The organism is Candidatus Latescibacter sp. (assembly GCA_030692375.1).
GTDB lineage: Bacteria > Latescibacterota > Latescibacteria > Latescibacterales > Latescibacteraceae > JAUYCD01.
The window spans coordinates 1-17571 of sequence record JAUYCD010000046.1 but is presented as its reverse complement, the minus strand read 5'-3'; the positions used below and the strand labels follow the sequence as shown (position 1 = coordinate 17571).

The following is a 17571-nucleotide window of genomic DNA, read 5'->3' as shown; positions in this document are numbered from 1 at the left end:
GGAGAGAAGAATATATAGATGGAGAAGGACCCATTCAAAGAAGATCGGTCTCAAAAATTGTTGCCGATACACAGGGGGGAGCAATAACTTCAGCAATATTTAATATAAGAATTTATAAGGGTATAGAATTAACGGGAAAGGCAAATGTATTATCTACTAGAGGCGGAGTTCTGGAAAACAAAGAATTCTCAATCAAATGATATTTCAAATTCTGTATGTCAAGTGAAAAATTCAAAAAATGAGTTTAAAGCAATTATTGAAGATAATATACGATATATTATAATCAAATACAACTTGATAACAACATATTGAGCAGCACTTATGTCAACTAATATTTTTTAAAGTAAAAAATAGTGAGAACTATTACAGGTGCTTGTGTCATATCTGTCTCTTCTCCCCAAACCCCTTGCTCTCCCTCCGCTTTTGCCGTACATTAGGGTTTCAGAATCATGAGTCATTTTTGCCTTCAGGCGCAATTGGGAGACTATGCTGCCGAAAGTATCCATCATCATAGCGGTCGGTATTCCGGGGAGGTATGTGGAGGAATGCGTCGCCCGCTGCCTGGCTCTGGACTCCCCCGATTTCGAGATCATCGTGCTCCCGGACCGTGAGTGGACTCCGCCGGACAGGAGGGTGCGGGTCATCCCGACCGGGAAGGTGCACCCCGCGGAAAAGCGCGACCGCGGAGTGAAGAACGCCGCCGGGGAGATTGTCGCCATCATAGACGATGACGCCTGGCCCGAGCCGGACTGGCTGGCGAAGGCGGTTCGTCACTTCGAGGCCGACGAGCGTGTGGCCGCTGTGGGAGGCCCCGGCATGACTCCGCCGGGCGACAATCTGAAACAGCACATTTCCGGCTGGATTTACGAATCGCCGCTGGTGAGCGGGGGATTCACCTATCGTTACCGGCCTGAGCGGATACGTGATGTGGATGATTACCCTACATCGAGCCTGATTATCAGGAAAAGCGATTTTCTGGCGGCCGGCGGTTTCGACACAGGCTACTGGCCGGGAGAGGACACCATTCTCTGCCTCAAGCTGACCCATGAAATGGGGAAACGGATAGTGTATGACCCGGAGGTGCGGGTATATCACCACCGGAGGGAGATATATCTTCCCCACCTGCGCCAGATACGGAGCTATGCGCTGCACCGGGGATTCTTCGCGCGGAAGTTCCCTCAGACCTCGCTCAAGATGAGCTATTTTGTACCGAGCCTGTTCACCGTGTTCTTTTTCCTGGGCTGGATGACCGCATGGACTGAGCTTTTCCCGGTCTGGGCCGGAGTGATGCTCCTCTACTGCGCGCTGAATGCTGCCTTTTCGCTCAAGGCTGGAAGCCTGCGGGGAATATTCGGGGTGTTCGCCGGGACGTTTCTCACCCATGTCACCTATGGGATATGGTTTTTACTGGGGTTGTTTGCGAAAGAATTGAGAGACTAGAAAATTTGAAAAGAAAATTTTAGACAGGATTAACAGGATTAACATAGACTGAAATACAAATTATAATCTTGTAAATCATGTCTAATATTTTTTTCTTTCTTCATAAAAAGAGAATTCAACCATGAAAATATTCATCAGCTATCCACCGCTGGAGGGCCGTGGAACCCCCATGCTGGGGCAGAACCGTCAGTTCCAGTGGTTCCATAACCCCTCATTCATCTATCCCATGGCAGCAGCGTCCGCGGCCACTCTTCTCGCCTCGAAAGGGCACGAAGTAACCTGGGATGACGGCATCGCTTTCCGGTGGTCCGCCGAAAAATGGTGGGAGCGGCTCCTTGCCGCCCGGCCTGACATGGTCGCCATGGAAACCAAGACCCCTGTGGTGAAACAGCACTGGAAGATCGCCGCCCGTATAAAAGAGGCGCTCCCGAAAACCGTTGTGGCGCTCATGGGCGACCATGTCACCGCGCTCCCGGAAGAGACTATGAAAAATTGCCCTTGCGATTATGTGATAACCGGGGGGGACTTCGATTTCCTACTCGCCAGCATAGTCGATCACATAACCGCCGGGACGGCGCTCGAACCGGGAATCTGGTACCGCGAGAACGGCGAAATCCGTAACACCGGCTGCTTCAAGCTGGGTCACGACCTGAACGAGCTTCCCCTGATCGACCGCGAGCTCACCTGCTGGCGGCTCTACGGCGAACCGCTCTACAAGCGCGAACCGTTCACCTATACCATGGTGGGAAGGGACTGCCCCTGGGCCAAATGCACTTTTTGCTCCTGGACGACGCTCTTCCCGACTTTCCGCACCCGTACGCCGGAAAAGCTCCTGGACGAGATCGGCATACTCATCGAGAAGTACGGTGTACGGGAAATCTTCGACGACACCGGGACATTCCCTTCCGGGAAATGGCTGGAGCGGTTCTGCAAGGGCATGATCCGGCGGGGCTACCACCGTAAAATCCGCCTGTCCTGCAATTTCCGGTTCGATTACCTCGCCCGGGAACGGGCGGCGCTCATGCGGGAAGCCGGATTCCGCCTGCTGAAACTGGGGCTGGAATCGGCGAACCAGGCCACCCTCGACCGTCTGAAAAAAGGCACCCGGGTCGAGGAGATCGAACAGGGCTGCCGTATTGCCAAGGAGGCGGGGCTGGAGGTGCATCTCACCATCATGGTGGGTTATCCCTGGGAAACGCGGGAGGACGCAGAGCGCACCCTCGGCCTGGCAAGGAGGCTCATGCGGAACGGCCTCGCAGATATGCTGCAATCCACGGTTACTGTGCCATATCCCGGAACGCCTCTTTACCGTGAGGCGGTCGAGAACGGCTGGCTGCGCTTCGGCCCGGCAGAGTACGAGCGTTTCGATATGTCCCAGCCGGTGTTCACCACCCCGGATATGACCCCGGAGGAGGTCACCGAGATGTGTAATTCCATCTACCGCTCGTTTCTCACTCCACGCTATGTGCTCCGTTATCTCCTGAGTATCCGCTCCTGGTCAGATTTCAAATTTATCGCGAAAGGAGCAAAGGCGGTGATCGGGCATCTGATGGATTTCAGTTGGAAAAAAAGCCGGAGAGAGACAGAGTGACAGATTTAAAAGAAAGTCTGAACCATGATTCGCATGATTCCATAAAGGAGTTTCCCATGAGTGATGAGCGCCGTTCCACAAGAAGAGAAGTCCTCCGCGCCGGCATCGCCGGAATTTCCGCCGCTACCCTCTCCTCTTTTGCGCAGGCAGGGGAAGCCCGGGCTGCCGAAACCGGAAAGCGCGTCAGGGTGGTCGAGATTCCCCCTGATGCATGGGTTGAAGCGGTGTTGACGTGGTTCACTCCCGCTTTCAAAACAATAAGTTTACATCTCCCTGCAAGAGGTTGAATAACAACAAAACAGCTTGATTTTATTTAAAAAATGATTATATTATTACATTCAATCTAACATTTCAGAATCTCGCTATCCGAACAACGAATTACATCCGGCCGGGTGAAGTTCCATAAAAACAAAAGTTTTATACAAACAACAAATTCATCAAATATTTTCTCTACTTGATCAGATTTCTGATGAATTATGTAATGGAACTTCTTTCGCCTTGAAGCAAATAGGGAGAATAGCGTTTATGAAACTCCGATATCATGAGCCGACGATGATCACCCTATTCCGGTTTGGAGATGCGTTTCTTGCGGGCGCTACATTATATTTTATATTAATATTATTCGGCCAGAGTGGAGGGCAGGCGTTTGAGGTCTCTCTGGTACTTGCGCTGCTCACCCTGGTTGTATTCACATATACCGGCGTGTATCGTTCATGGAGGACATCCGCTCTTCAAGAAGAAATCAAGAGAATTCTTAAAAGCTGCATTTATGTTTATTTGGCATATTTTATATTAATATTTTTCATGAAATTGTATTACTTTCATCCGAGAATTGGTGTGTTGGTATGGATGTGTCTATGGCCGCTGATTCTTTTTTTCGAAAGACTGACAGTAAGGTCTGTTCTCTGGCATTACAGGGAAAGAGGCAGAAACATAAGAACTGCGGTAATCGTAGGAACAGGGATGCTCGGCGTCAATCTTGCCCGCTGGATAAATGAGAATCCCTGGTCAGGAACAAAAATACTCGGCTTTTTCAACGGTTTTGGTGAAACGGAAATAGAGGGGTATCCACTTCTTGGGTCATACAAGGAATTATCTGATTTCGTTCGTAACAATAATGTGGACTCAGTGTATATCGCACTGCCGATGAACCATGCAAAAAAAATGAAACAGCTCGTTGATGCGCTCTGCGATACTACTACATCTATTCACTTTCTGCCGGATGTCTTTTTCTACGATTTCATGCGCGGCTCATGTGTACAATATATTAACAATATGCCGGTGATTTCCCTCGTTGATTCTCCGATGCAGGGCTTTAATGCGCTGCAAAAGAGAGTGGAAGATGTTATTATCGCTTCATTAGTCTTAATTTTCATCAGCCCTTTATTACTCGTTATTGCCATTTTAATAAAGTTCACGTCTGAAGGCCCGGTGATATTTAAGCAATGGAGATATGGATTGGATGGGAAACCAATTCTGGTGTGGAAGTTCAGAACAATGACCGTATGCGAGGATGGTTATCAAATGAACCATACGATACCGAATGATACTCGCTTAACAAAGATAGGCAAGCTGTTACGACGGTTCAGTATGGATGAGTTTCCGCAATTTATCAACGTGCTCTTCGGGAATATGTCAATAGTTGGACCTCGCCCTCATGCAATTTCACAGGTGGAAGAGTACAGAAAAATTGTGACTGGATCCATGCTGAGACATAAGATAAAACCTGGCATTACAGGTTTAGCACAACTTTATGCAACGAGAGGAGTGGTAGATACGGTTGAAAAACAGAAAAAAAGAGTAGAATATGACCTTGAGTATTTGCAAAAATGGACGATTGTACTTGATTTGAAAATAATTTTGTATACAATATTTAATCTTATTCGTTTTAACAGAGAGGTTCATTAGGATGTAGTAAAATTATACGATACAATCCATTTTTACTTGACAAGATATTATTACTAGTTATATATTAGATAAATGAAGCTCCCCGCCGCAAGTAGCGGGGTATCTTAAGAGGTTTATTTCATATTCATCGCCGCAAGCAGCGGGGAATTCAACCTAAGGGAATTAAGGGATTAAAAATCTTGCAAAAATTTCTATAACGTTTTTATTTTTATCGGAAAAGGAGAAAAAAATGTCGATCAGGAAGCTGTCTCTCTTCGTACTGGTTGTATTGTTCCAGCTTTATGTCTCGGGGTGCAGCAAGTCCAAGGGGACCCCATCCCCACTGCAGCCAATCCCTGTAACTCCCCAAATCGAGAGTACATACCGGATAACCGGGTCAGTGCTCGGTCCCACGGGAAATCCTGTTGAAAATGCAAAAGTCAGTATATTGACGACAACGAATGCGGCGTTTACAGATGTGAATGGCAAGTACAGTTTTGAAAATGTCAATGTTGGTGCCTATACCCTTGCTGGCGTAAAAGAGGGATACACCTACGCAGAGGTCAAAAGCGTTGTAACGGTAAACGGTTCCTCCACTCCTGATCTCATCCTGAAGGATGTTCGTGAGATCACGGGAAGAACAGAAAACGTCACTACCGGCAGCGCAATTAAAACCAACGGTGTGAGTGTGGTTTCCGTCACGCAGGAGCAGGTGAGCACCGGCACGGGAAGTGTGACAACCGAGAAGAAAGAAGTGAAAGCATCGATTCCCGCCAATACGGTAATCACCATTGACAATAAGGTTGTAAGTTCCGCGATTACGGTTTCCGCCGCTCCGCTTCAGGTTTCTGAGCTGCCTCCTCCGCCCAAGAATGAAATGCCTATGGGCGCAGCGGTGTTTGAACCGCAGGGTGCGACTTTCAGCCAGCCGGTCAGTGTCACCGTGCCCATGACGATACCACTCCCCGCTGGTCTTGAACTCCCCCTGAAGAAGTACGAGAACGGGCAATGGAACACCATCGGCACCGCCACCATCAATGCATCCGGGACAGGAGCTGATGCGAAGGTATCCGAATTCGGGCAGCTTGCCGTGCAGCCGAAAATAAATGTGAACCTGACCCCAGACCCCAAACCGCAAGAGGTGAAGGCGGCCCCCATCAATGTTCCCGCCGGACAGACGAGCTATGTGGCGCAAACCACAGATGCCGTGAAATTCCCCTCGGGACTTCCCAAAGGGGTGTCCGTGGAGTATGCGACATCGCTTATTGAAAAAATGAAAAGCACCAAAATAGGGATAAGCAAGAATGTTGTCATTCGGAGTCCATCCTCCCAGGTTAAGGCTGCCGCGAAAGTGGCGAGAATTGCCGGTGTTGAGGAAGTCGTGGAAACGGCGTTTACCGTGGTGAAAAAGACGGTAACAAACCAGGAAACGATCACGATCACCATCGACACGGCAAATTTAGCCAAACAGGCTAAATTGGCTGAATTGATTGAAATCGTAATAACCTATGAGTATGTCACTGAAACATGGGATCAGGTAAGCACGCAAACAGTGAAGTACGAGGTTAAAGTTACGCTCACAGGTGCAAGCGGGGTTTCTGTTACCATGACCGAGATTTTACCTAATGGAAGCAGCGGCACATCTTCCACTCTCTCAAATGTGACGGAAAATACTGTATTTACGTTCTTAGGATTACCCAATAAAAATTATACGATCGTACCACAAAAACCCGGATTTACGTTTTCGCCCACATCCGTCACAACCGGGAATCTCCTGCATGATGTTTCATACGCCTTTACCGCCACGCCCATCATTAGTAAGATTCCTATTACAGGAACGGTGTCCGGCGCTGATACCGTTACCGTCAAGTTGACTGACGCCAGCGGCCTCATAGACCAGCAGGTAGTGAACTCGTCCGGAGGCGGCTTTACTTTCTCCGTAGATCCTAATAAAAACTACACGGTAACGCCGAGTAAAACGGGGTATACGTTTGCTCCTCTCAACGCGGCAGTCCCTGTTGGCACGACTGCTGTTAATCTTGCGAGTTTTGTGGCGACAAGGACTACCGCGAGTATCTCCGGCATGGTAAACGGTGCTAACGGTGTGAAAGTCACGCTCAAAGGCGGGCCTGCAGGAACTGCCGACACGGTAAAAGATAACTTGAATGCCGGCGAGTCTTATACGTTTGTGGGCGTCCAAACAGGTTATACTTATACCGTCGGCGCTACCAAAGGCAGTGTTAACGACGTATGGATCGTTGATCCTGCTTTACCAGGCTATACTATCAATCTCACCCCCGCAGGCGGCGATGTCACAGGGAAAGATTTTAACGTAAAGAAGGAACAAAAGAATCCAACTATCACAGCCTCTGTTTCTGGAACAAGTGGTGTCACGGTGATCCTGACTGGCGCCAATGGGAGTACGCAAACCGTCAATGATAGTTACACCTGGACGAATCTTACTAAAGGTACCAGCTATACCCTCACCGCTTCAAAGACGGGTGTAACGTTTGTACAGAGTAGCGTAACCTTTTCTAACCTGCAATCTGATAAGAATTTTGAGTTCAAGGCTATCAATAATGTTACAATATCTGGGACATTGAAACGTCCGAATGTGGGCAATGTGGTCGGAACCGCCATCAATGGAGCAACCGTGACCTTGGGCGGCGATGCACCGGCCAGTACTACCTCGAATGCATCGGGGTACTACTCGTTCAGTGTGCAAACCAATAAAAGTTACACGATTACCCCCTCTTTGGCTGGATACACATTCTCTCCGTCATCCTCAGCAGTGAGTGTAGGTACCAGCGACGTTCCAAATAAAAATTTCACCGGGACACAATTCTTTACCATTTCCGGGACGGTGACCGGCTTTGCTGGGGTAACGGTGGCGTATACGGGAACATTGGGCAACGGCAGCCAGGTTGTCACCTTAAACGGCGGGACGTATTCATTCCAGGTCAAAGCGGGAGGGACGTATACGTTATCTGCGACCTTGAGTGGTATTACTTTCAATACGCTCAACATTGGACCGATCACAGCCAATGAAACGCATAATATCAACAGGAATGCCCCCCCCTTACACAATCAGGGATCGATACAGTAACACGGGGAAAAATCTGCCCCTGGTCAGTAAAAGGCCAGGGGCGGAAAGTTATATCGAACTGTGAAAAAACTCATTTACCTCCTATGTCTGTTATGCCCGGCTTTTCCCAGTTTTGCAGATGAGTATAATTCAATTTCACTGTTTTCTTATTCCGGTTATTTAACCACTCCCACTGCATATATCACTGACGGGAGGTTGGGATTACATTACAGTTATGTGCCGAAATATGTGGCGCCATTTGATAAAAACTTATCTGACAACTGGATTTTCTCTGCGTCTTTAGGGTTGCTTCCCTTTATGGAATGTTACCTGTCGGTTTATGTTGCACCTCAGGTAAATATTAGTAAACAGATATACAATTACGGCGCCGATAAAACACGGTCGGCTGGTGTGAAGATAAGAATTATTGATGAAGGCAAGCGATTACCATCTTTTGCGGTTGGAATATATGATCCTGAATTTAAGAAAATGGGAGCTAATTTTTCTGCCAATACAGTATCATCCCTATTTATCGTTTCGAGCAAACGGTTTCAGAATGATAACATTTCTCTATCATTAGGGTATGGTTTTCCTGAACTTTTGGGAGATTATGCTCGCTTAAAAGGAATTTTTGGCGGTTTAGCCATTTCTTTCAGGAAGAATATGTGGTTAATATCAGATTATGATGCTGAGGTTTGGAGTGTAGGTGTAAATTCCCGATGGAAAGGTTTCGATCTTTTAATAGCAACCATACATGGATATGGACCGGCGTTTCGGATCGGATACAATTTTACGTTACTTGATTGAATTATTTCATGGGATTTCTTTTAATTGTATTACTTGAGATAATAATGTTGCCCTGTAGTATAAAAGCTGCTGATACAAATTCTCATTATGAGCCGTTGATAGATTCCCTGGCAGCATCGGGAAGTCGTGATTTATCCCTTTCAGAACAAGGAGATACCTTACGGATATCGTATCGACCGATGGGTTTTAGGGATGAGTATCATGCATTTTCGACAGTCCATGACCAGACAGAAACTTGGCTGAACAAAACTGATAATACAAAGATAAAGTTTATAGAGTATGATCAGTCCAACTGGGGAATTCAATTAATTCGCGCTCTTGTCTCTCGAAAATCTTCAGCAAGAGAATTTCAAAGGGATTACACCACTGATAATGAATTACACAATTCCGAAACACATTACCGATCTCTTCCTTTCCTGCTGCAGTTCGATATTCCTCTCAAAGCCGATTTCGGGAACTTTTATGACCCTCTTATTTTTCGCACCGGTATTCGTCCTGATGTGCGCTTAATGGTCAAACCAGGTCTGGTTCTCTACGGGCAGATAGACCTCTACATGCATAACGAATATGACCCCCATATGTGGTATAATCCTGCCAATATCGGGGTAATGTATGCCAGACCTCTTCATCGAAAAGTACTTTCAGTTACTAATTTTGGGGCATTTATCAAAGAGTTATATGGTTTTGATGAAGAAATCCGAGTATCACTCAGAAAAGACCGGTTGACTGTTGGAATACATGGAGGAGCATACGGAGATCTGTTCTTTAGGAATAATCGTTTTGAATACACTGAATTGAATAAATATATGGTTGTACTCAAAGCATTATGGTCATATGCTCCTTACGATTGCACCTTAGGTCTGAAAGGAGGCAGATTCCTTTATGGCGATTTTGGTTATGGAGTTGAGATTTCGAGGATATTTAAAGAAATAGAAATTGGAGTGAGTGGAATCCGATCGGGACCCGATGTAATAGGAGGTATTTCTTTTAGAATGCCTTTGTTCTCAAAGAATAGAAAAGCAAGAACCAGATATGGAATAGATATAGTGAAAAACTGGGGCTTCACCTATCGATTTGATTCAAGAGGAATGATATACGATCCACAAGCAATTATTGATAAAGCTTTTGAGCCGGAAGTGGGCATGAGTTTTCGTGAAATTGAGTCTTTGGCAAGACCAGTCCATTTTACGTATATGTCACAGAATTAGAAGGTTATACGATGAAACAGAAAATAATAATTATTTTTGCTGTTATTTTATCCTTTTATTCCCTTGTATACGCTGATACATATAAGTTTCAGCCTGGAGACTATATCAATTTGTTTGTATATAATGCTCCGGAATTATGTGGAGAGTTTCGTATATATGCTGATGGATTCACTCGATTACCGCTTGTAGGTAAAGTGCATATTGCGGGTATGTCCGAAGATGAAGCGTATAATTCATTACGTTTAGCAATTAGTAAATTTATGAAAGATCCAAATATTACTTTAGCAGCAAAGTATTCAGTGTCAGTAATGGGGTATGTAGCCAAGCCGGGAGTTTTTATCATAACCGATAGCGACAGAATAATTGCGGTGATTGCTCTTGCCGGGGGATTTACTCCTGAAGCATCTGGTTCAATTACCATATACCGTGAAGGCAAAAAGATAGATATTTCAAAGGGCAAATTTTTAGAAAAAGATTCTGCATTTGAACTTGCAAAACCTGGAGATATCATTTTTGCCAAAAGGAAATTCTTTACACGAGGTGATTTTTCTTGGATACTTTCAACCTTTTCTGTTGTCTCGGTTGCTATATATTATTATGGTCATAAATAATATTCTGGAGAACTTCCGTGAATCAAAATACTATACAGAATACGGAGATAATTGATGAAGGTATCTCCTTAAAAGAAATTGTTGGTATTGTCAGTAAATATATCTATTTAATTGGTTTAATTATTTTCGTAACCTTGTTATTAGCATTTGTATATTTATCAATATCAGAACCTATTTATCAAGCTTCCGGTCAACTATTGATTGAAAATCCAAGATCTTCCTCTTTGATGGATCAATCATTTGGCCTTTCATATGCAAATTTTCCTTTAGTTATTAATACTGCTATTGAAAGGATAAAGGGGATAAGTATTACTGATTCTGTAATAGTTAAAACAAATTCTTTCGTTGTAGTAAAAAAAGAAGCATTAGACTTTGTTGATTACTTTAGTGCTACTTCTACGGATTCAATAAAAATATACAAGATGGTTTTATCAAGGAATTCAAAAGATGATAAAGATAATTCAGACTATCGGGTTTTCGATCATCATGGAACTATTCTTGCGAGTGGTTTTTTCGGGAAAATACTTATTCTGAATAATTTTTCAATTATATTGAATAATTCAATGCCTAATAAAACATTTGAAATAATGATTTTACCGATTAGATCTGCAAGGGGAATACTATTAAGTAATTTAAAAGCTTCTAATATCAGAAATACTAATATAATACAACTTTCATTTAGACATACGATACCTTTGCGTGCAATGCAAGTAATTGATGCTTATATGACAGAATATTTAAACCTAAACTTATTCGAAAAGCGAGAGGAGGCCACGGCTAGCAAGAATTTTCTTGAAAATCAGTTCGAGAAAATATCTGTTCAATTGAAAGATGCTGAGAATGATTATCAGCAGTTCAAGCTGACTAAAGGAATTGTTGCTCTTGATGAACAAACTCGACAATTTATTACTAGGTTAGGATCTTTAGAAGAAAAACGTGTAGATTATGAAATAAAAATCAATGAAGCAACTGCAACAAAGGAAAAAAGTGAAAAAGTACTTGGCGGTGATCCGGAACTCCAGAGATATACAAAATTAACCTCTACTCCTTTCTTCCAGGAAAATAATATTTTACAGGTACTTTACTCCAAGATTGCTGAACTCCAGGTTGAAAATGCGAAGCTTCGTGCTGAATACAATCCTTCTCATCCCTTCTTATTGAATAATGAATCAGAACTTGAAGCAGCAAATAAACAATATGAAGAAGCAATTGCTGCTACCATTACTAATGCCACAAAAGGATCAGACCCTTTATTACGTCCTGTAATTGAAATGTTAGTAATAAATACTATATATTACAATGGTTATATTACTGTTCTTAAGCAAATAGATTCTGAAATAAAAAAGTTAGACGCGATTATGGAATCACTGCCAGCGGCTGAGGTTGAACAGGCGCAATTGGAAAGAAGGATGAGAATAAACGAACAGATATACAATCTTCTTCTTTCTCGCCTTCAAGATGCCCGTATCATGGAGGCAAGCACAATCAGCGATGTAAGGATAATTAATAAACCCGAATTACCACAAAGACCAATAGCGCCAGACAAAAAAAAGATTCTCCTTTTAGCGTTGATGGCAGGTCTATTTGTTAGCGGAGGTGTGGTGTTTGCTTTTGAACATTTCAAAACTTCTTTTTCAACTATTGAAAGCATAGAACGTGAATGTGGATCTCCAGTGGTTTCAATTCTACCGATATTTACAAAAACAAGAAAAAAGAAAAAGGAAATCATGATTGGAATTGGGAAAAATGAGGCATACCATAAACGTGAGGCATTTGAATTATTTAATACATTACGGTTGAACTTAATGTTTTCTGAAAACTTCAAGAAATACAAAACTCTCGTGGTGACAAGCTCAAAGCCTCAAGAAGGCAAAAGTTTCATATCTGCAAATCTTGCTGTAACCATGGCGCATGCAGGTATGAAAGTCCTCCTCATTGATTGTGATTTTCGGCATCCCAGTCAACATCAATTTTTTAATGTTCATAGTTCACCTGGCCTCATCGATTTTATCAATAATGGTTCGGAAGATGAATCAGTGAAAACTAACTACTCCAATCTATTTCTCTTTCCTGTCGGTTCATTAGATGATAATATTGTCATTACAGAATTGATAAACAGTTCACATCTAATTTCATCGATTGATAAACTTCAGGAGTCATTTGATATAATTATAATTGATACACCTCCAATCAATTTATTTACCGATGCGATTGTTTTTTCATCTCATTTCAAGAATGTGTTATTGGTTATGAAATATGACTCTAATAAGGATTCAGTGCTTTATGCAAAAAAGATTCTCTCAAACGTTGGCGCCATTGTTGCGGGAATAGTGGTCAATGATCTCAGAAAATCGGGATTATTCGGTATTCAACATGGGTATGGGTATGGGTATGGGTATGGGTATGGATATGGGTATGGATATGGGTATGGGTATGGGTATGGTAAAGGGTATGGTAAAGGCTATGGTAAAGGCTATGGATATGACAAACAGAAATAATTTATTATGCCTATTACTCTGATGAAGTCAAAGAGATTATGGTTCGAATGCGACCAGGGCTTAAGGTGAGTTGGAGATATGGTACTATCAGAACAAGAACCTAATTTTAGATATCAAATATAGCGCCAGCTTTGCAGCTATCAATGGTAGTTTGGTGGGCGTTCCGCTACAGTTGCCCACAGGAGCTTGCTCATCACCCGAAGCAGGGTCACGTACCGGCGGCTTTAGAGATACGATCTTAACGCGAGGGTGACAATATCCGCTTGACAGGCGGGAACGAATAGAGATTGATACTGCTTATGCCCGCGGGTTCCGGCGCGATGTCATAGGCATGGCATGGGAGCTGGGAAAAACCTGCTCCCCCTTTTTTTGCCTGGCGAGGGGGGGGGAAAACCCCCTCGAAAAGGGGGTGAATTTCATCCAAACGTATGACAGGCGTATGACAGCGATTTTTAAAGAGAAGATGAATCTATGTAAGTTATTGTCTTTCATTGGCTGCCCTGTAAGGATTCGAACCTCAATAAGCTGATCCAGAGTCAGCCGTCTTACCATTAGACCACAGGGCAGCACATTAAGATATTAAACATAATAAATCCGGCGTCGCAAGTCAAGAATTTATGCGTTCAGGCTCTCCGCGCCTCCCACGATTTCGGAGATTTCCCTCGTGATCTGAGCCTGACGGGCGCGGTTGTAGCTGATGGATAGAGCGTTCAAAAGATCATCGGCGTTTTCTGTGGCTGCATCCATGGCGGTCATCTTCGCGCCCATCTCCGAGGCGTAGGATTCAAGCATGATTCGCCACATCTGTGTCTCGAGATGGTAGGGGATCAGGATGTCGAACATAGAGAACTCGCTCGGCTCATAGATAAAGTCCACCGGGGTGATGCTTTCCGGGGCTTCGGCGGGCACGAGAGGGAGAAACTGCTTGACCCGGAGGGCCTGCTGGATGGCGCTCTTGAATTCGTTATAGAGAATGTCCACCCGGTCGTAAGCACCCTTCAGATAAATATCCGTGATGTCAGTTACTACCTCCACAGGATCGGAGTATTTGAGGCGGTTGAAAAACATCACCTTCTGGCCGACTACATTGAAACCGTTTTTCCGGAAAAAATCCCTCCCCTTGCGGCCGATTGCATATATGTCGATCTTTTCGCAAAAGTGATGCTCCTCGATATAATTCCGCGCCGCCTTTATGGTGTTGGCATTGAATCCGCCGCAGAGACCGGAATCGGCCGTGACCACCACGAGCATGTTTTTCAACTCGCACTTCTTTTCACGGAGGAGCGGGTGAGAATCGCGTTTGGTGCGCATGGCAACCTGGGCAATGGTTTTCTCGAGCTGGTTCGCGTAGGGCCTGATTTTCAAAATGTTCTCCTGGGCGCGGCGCAGCTTTGCGGCGGCCACCATCTGCATGGCCCGGGTGATTTTCATGGTGGATTTCACCGCGATGATACGGCGGCGTATTTCCCTTACAGTTGCCATTACTTTCCACGCTCCCTGACAACGAAGGTGCTCTTGAATTCCTGAATGATTGTATTGAGCGCCTCAGTGGTTTGAGGTGTAAGCAGCTTTTCACGGGCGATGGTCTGGAGAATATCCTTCCCCGAAGTATCCATGTACTTCAGGAACTCCGCCTCGAACCGGCGTACCTGGTCTATGGGAATATCATCCAGAAAACCGCGTACACCCATGAAGAGTGCAGCCACCTGCTTCTCTACCGGCATCGGCGAGTACTGATCCTGTTTGAGAATCTCCATCATGATCTGACCGCGACGGAGCTGGTCCTGGGTAGCCTTGTCCAGGTCCGAACCGAACTTGGCAAATGCTTCCAACTCACGGAACTGCGCCAGGTCCATACGAAGCTGACCTGCAACCTGCTTCATCGCCTTGATCTGAGCGTTGCCGCCCACACGCGATACGGAAAGACCGGCGTTGATGGCGGGGCGGAATCCGGAATAAAACATGTTCGATTCAAGATAAATCTGGCCGTCAGTGATGGAAATGACATTGGTCGGGATGTAAGCGGAGATATCGCCCGCCTGTGTCTCAATGATCGGGAGCGCGGTGAGAGACCCTCCGCCCAGCTTGTCACTCAGCTTTGAGGCACGTTCCAGAAGCCGCGAATGAAGGTAGAAAACATCTCCGGGGTATGCTTCACGGCCCGGTGGACGGCGCAGGATGAGCGCCACCTGACGCCAGCTCACTGCATGTTTGGAAAGATCGTCATAGATAATGAGGGCATGCCTCCCGCTGTCACGGAAATATTCGCCCATGGTTGCACCGGCAAAAGGTGCGATGTACTGCAAGGGTGCGGGATCGGAGGCGCCGGCAACCACCACAATGGAATATTCCATTGCACCTGCTTCTTCGAGCGATGCCACCACATGGGCCACCGTGGACATCTTCTGACCTATGGCCACATAAATGCATACGACATCTCCGCCCTTCTGATTGATGATGGTATCTATAGCGATGGCGGTCTTGCCGGTCTGACGGTCGCCGATGATAAGCTCACGCTGGCCTCTCCCGATCGGAACCATGGCGTCGATGGACTTGATTCCGGTCTGGAGGGGCTCTTTCACCGGCTGACGTTCCACTACTCCCGGCGCCTTGATGTCTATCGGCATCGTTCGGTCGAATTTTATATCTGCTTTACGATCCAGCGGCTGCCCGAGAGGATTGACCACTCTCCCCAGAAGCGCCTCGCCAACCGGAACGGACATGACCCTTCCGGTGCGTTTAACCCGGTCGCCTTCACGAACGAGACGGTCGGAACCGAAAAGGATACACCCGACATTGCCTTCCTCAAGGTTCATCGCCATCCCTAAAACCCCGTTCGGGAATTCTATAAGCTCGGAATACATGCACTCATTGAGCCCATATACCCTGGCGACACCGTCGCCGATGTGAATGACGGTTCCAACTTCCTCTATATCAAGCTCGATTTTGAAATCGCTTATTTCCTGCTTCAAAACCGAGCTTATTTCTTCAGGTCTTATATTCATTCTCTAAACCGGAGCCTCCTCCAAAAGCCTTGTGAAGAACACCTTATTGAGTGAAATTCCCGCTTCTTCTAAACTCACCTCTTGGTCTCCTCTCTATACTAGAGAGGAGATAACTCGTTGCGAGCCTTCTAGTTCCCCCTCTATAAGATAGAGAGGGGGTTAGGGGGTGAGTTTCGGCGGGAAAGAAAATAACAAGCATTTAGACTTTTTCACAAGCCTTCTATTTCAACTGACAAACGAGATTCAAAATGGAAATAGTGCTCAAAAATCCTTATTTTTGAGATAACGCTTTTCTAATCTGCCCCTTGACACTCAGGTCGATCAGCTTTCCCTCTCCCTCCAGTATAAAACCGCCGATAATCGAGGGGTCCATATATCGCTCCACAAACACATTCTTCCCGAAAAAATGGCCAACCTTTTTTGAAAGTCCTTCAATTTCAGTGACCGATGGTTCTGCAGCCGTGGTCATCCTAACTCTGATACGATTGAGAAGTTCATCTGTAATGAAGTGTAATTCTCTTGAGACATAAGTGATGATATCCGCGCGATTTCTATTAATGAGCAGTAAAAGCAATTCAAGGGTGTAACGAGAAAATCCACCCTGTTTTACAAGATTCCCGGCTATATCGAGTTTCACCTTGCGCGGCACAACCGGACTTTTAAAAAATTCCTTGATCTCGCTATCGGACTCAATTGCGTCTGCGATAAACTGCATTTCTGCCGCAAGGGTAAGGATGCTGTCACTGCCCATTTTTTTGTTGAGAAAAACGCGGGCATATCTCTTTGCTATTTTCATTTCATCAATCATGATCTATCTCGACAAAAGCATGGCATCGGCATCTATCCCAAAGCACCGAAACTCCTGTTAATCAGGTCACGGTGGTCACTTTCCTTGATTTCACGGGTGAGGATTTTTTCCGCCAGGGAAATACTCAGCTCGGCCATCTCCTTACGGAGATCCTGTTTGATGTGCTCGGCCTCAGTGAGAATTTCGTCCTTAGCGGCATCCACTGTTGCCAGTGCCTGTACCCGGGCTGCCTTGATGATGTCATGGCTTTCGTCAGATGCAGCACCAACTGCCTTCTCTACGATTTCGGCGGCTTTGGTGCGGGCTTCCCGGACAATATTATCATGCTCGATGTGAATTTCTTCGGAACGAATCCGGTTTTCCTCAGCCAGCCTCAGGGATTCGGCGATGGTTTTTGACCGTTCGTCAAGGTATTTTAACAACGGCTTGAAAAGTATAGCCCTTAATAGAATAACGAGAAGTATAAAATTCACCATCGTGAGGATTATGGTTGCATTAATACTAATCATTCGAATTCTCCAACCTCATTTGGCCACTAAAATTAGCAGGAGAGCAATCACAAACGCATAAATGCCCAACGCTTCCGTAACCGCCTGCCCGATAAGCATGGTACGGGTAATCACAGGAGCCA

The 17571-nt window shown here is 45.4% G+C and carries 15 protein-coding genes and 1 tRNA gene; 10 read left to right on the top strand and 6 right to left on the bottom strand.

Annotation, left to right across the window (positions count from 1 at the left end; all coding sequences use genetic code 11):
* The 10 genes from Q8O92_03065 to Q8O92_03020 all read left to right on the top strand — a co-directional run.
* Positions 1-200, top strand: a 200-nt coding sequence (locus Q8O92_03065; protein ID MDP2982294.1) for a hypothetical protein, incomplete at its 5' end; no start/stop codon positions are given.
* A gap of 286 nt (positions 201-486) precedes the next feature.
* Entirely contained in the window at positions 487-1440 is a 954-nt protein-coding gene (locus Q8O92_03060) for a glycosyltransferase (protein ID MDP2982293.1), read from the top strand.
* Between the two features lie 121 nt (positions 1441-1561).
* Positions 1562-3031 carry a radical SAM protein gene (locus tag Q8O92_03055; protein ID MDP2982292.1) on the top strand — a complete coding sequence of 490 codons (1470 nt, stop codon included), beginning with the start codon at positions 1562-1564 and terminating at the stop codon, positions 3029-3031.
* Complete coding sequence (locus Q8O92_03050; protein ID MDP2982291.1) at positions 3028-3318, top strand: hypothetical protein; 291 nt, start codon at positions 3028-3030, stop codon at positions 3316-3318. The genes Q8O92_03055 and Q8O92_03050 overlap by 4 nt, the downstream gene beginning before the upstream one ends.
* 238 nt (positions 3319-3556) lie before the next feature.
* Positions 3557-4939 carry an undecaprenyl-phosphate glucose phosphotransferase gene (locus tag Q8O92_03045; protein ID MDP2982290.1) on the top strand — a complete coding sequence of 461 codons (1383 nt, stop codon included), beginning with the start codon at positions 3557-3559 and terminating at the stop codon, positions 4937-4939.
* 229 nt (positions 4940-5168) lie between these two features.
* A complete protein-coding gene (locus Q8O92_03040) occupies positions 5169-8024 on the top strand; it encodes a carboxypeptidase regulatory-like domain-containing protein (protein MDP2982289.1) in 2856 nt (951 codons plus the stop codon).
* A 60-nt stretch (positions 8025-8084) separates the two neighbouring features.
* The gene (locus Q8O92_03035) at positions 8085-8810 is read left to right on the top strand and encodes a YjbH domain-containing protein (GenBank protein MDP2982288.1); all 726 of its coding nucleotides are present in this window, start codon (positions 8085-8087) and stop codon (positions 8808-8810) included.
* An 8-nt stretch (positions 8811-8818) separates the two neighbouring features.
* The gene (locus Q8O92_03030) at positions 8819-10018 is read left to right on the top strand and encodes a hypothetical protein (GenBank protein MDP2982287.1); all 1200 of its coding nucleotides are present in this window, start codon (positions 8819-8821) and stop codon (positions 10016-10018) included.
* Between the two features lie 11 nt (positions 10019-10029).
* Positions 10030-10629, top strand: a complete 600-nt coding sequence (locus tag Q8O92_03025) for a polysaccharide biosynthesis/export family protein (GenBank protein ID MDP2982286.1) — start codon at positions 10030-10032, stop codon at positions 10627-10629.
* A gap of 17 nt (positions 10630-10646) precedes the next feature.
* The gene (locus Q8O92_03020; GenBank protein ID MDP2982285.1) at positions 10647-13127 is read left to right on the top strand and encodes a polysaccharide biosynthesis tyrosine autokinase; all 2481 of its coding nucleotides are present in this window, start codon (positions 10647-10649) and stop codon (positions 13125-13127) included.
* Between the two features lie 492 nt (positions 13128-13619).
* Here Q8O92_03020 and Q8O92_03015 read toward each other — a convergent pair.
* The 6 genes from Q8O92_03015 to Q8O92_02990 form a co-directional block, all read right to left on the bottom strand.
* Positions 13620-13693 (bottom strand) — tRNA-Gln (locus Q8O92_03015).
* Between the two features lie 49 nt (positions 13694-13742).
* Positions 13743-14609 (bottom strand): ATP synthase F1 subunit gamma, encoded by an 867-nt coding sequence (gene atpG, locus Q8O92_03010; GenBank protein MDP2982284.1) that lies wholly within the window; start codon positions 14607-14609, stop codon positions 13743-13745.
* Complete coding sequence (gene atpA, locus Q8O92_03005; GenBank protein ID MDP2982283.1) at positions 14609-16132, bottom strand: F0F1 ATP synthase subunit alpha; 1524 nt, start codon at positions 16130-16132, stop codon at positions 14609-14611. The genes atpG and atpA overlap by 1 nt, the downstream gene beginning before the upstream one ends.
* 271 nt (positions 16133-16403) lie before the next feature.
* The gene (gene atpH / locus Q8O92_03000; protein ID MDP2982282.1) at positions 16404-16940 is read right to left on the bottom strand and encodes an ATP synthase F1 subunit delta; all 537 of its coding nucleotides are present in this window, start codon (positions 16938-16940) and stop codon (positions 16404-16406) included.
* Positions 16941-16972: 32 nt separating this feature from the next.
* Complete coding sequence (gene atpF / locus Q8O92_02995; protein MDP2982281.1) at positions 16973-17449, bottom strand: F0F1 ATP synthase subunit B; 477 nt, start codon at positions 17447-17449, stop codon at positions 16973-16975.
* Positions 17450-17464: 15 nt separating this feature from the next.
* Positions 17465-17548, bottom strand: coding sequence for a hypothetical protein (locus Q8O92_02990; GenBank protein MDP2982280.1), 84 nt, complete (start codon positions 17546-17548; stop codon positions 17465-17467).
* Positions 17549-17571 lie beyond the last annotated feature (23 nt).

Coding starts and splice junctions, on each gene's coding strand:
- Q8O92_03025 (MDP2982286.1), top strand. CDS start 10,030: ATGAAACAGAAAATAATAATTATTTTTGCTGTTATTTTATCCTTTTAT.
- Q8O92_03045 (MDP2982290.1), top strand. CDS start 3,557: ATGAAACTCCGATATCATGAGCCGACGATGATCACCCTATTCCGGTTT.
- Q8O92_03060 (MDP2982293.1), top strand. CDS start 487: ATGCTGCCGAAAGTATCCATCATCATAGCGGTCGGTATTCCGGGGAGG.
- atpH (MDP2982282.1), bottom strand. CDS start 16,940: ATGATTGATGAAATGAAAATAGCAAAGAGATATGCCCGCGTTTTTCTC.
- atpF (MDP2982281.1), bottom strand. CDS start 17,449: ATGATTAGTATTAATGCAACCATAATCCTCACGATGGTGAATTTTATA.
- Q8O92_02990 (MDP2982280.1), bottom strand. CDS start 17,548: ATGCTTATCGGGCAGGCGGTTACGGAAGCGTTGGGCATTTATGCGTTT.
- Q8O92_03055 (MDP2982292.1), top strand. CDS start 1,562: ATGAAAATATTCATCAGCTATCCACCGCTGGAGGGCCGTGGAACCCCC.
- Q8O92_03030 (MDP2982287.1), top strand. CDS start 8,819: ATGGGATTTCTTTTAATTGTATTACTTGAGATAATAATGTTGCCCTGT.
- Q8O92_03040 (MDP2982289.1), top strand. CDS start 5,169: ATGTCGATCAGGAAGCTGTCTCTCTTCGTACTGGTTGTATTGTTCCAG.
- atpA (MDP2982283.1), bottom strand. CDS start 16,132: ATGAATATAAGACCTGAAGAAATAAGCTCGGTTTTGAAGCAGGAAATA.
- atpG (MDP2982284.1), bottom strand. CDS start 14,609: ATGGCAACTGTAAGGGAAATACGCCGCCGTATCATCGCGGTGAAATCC.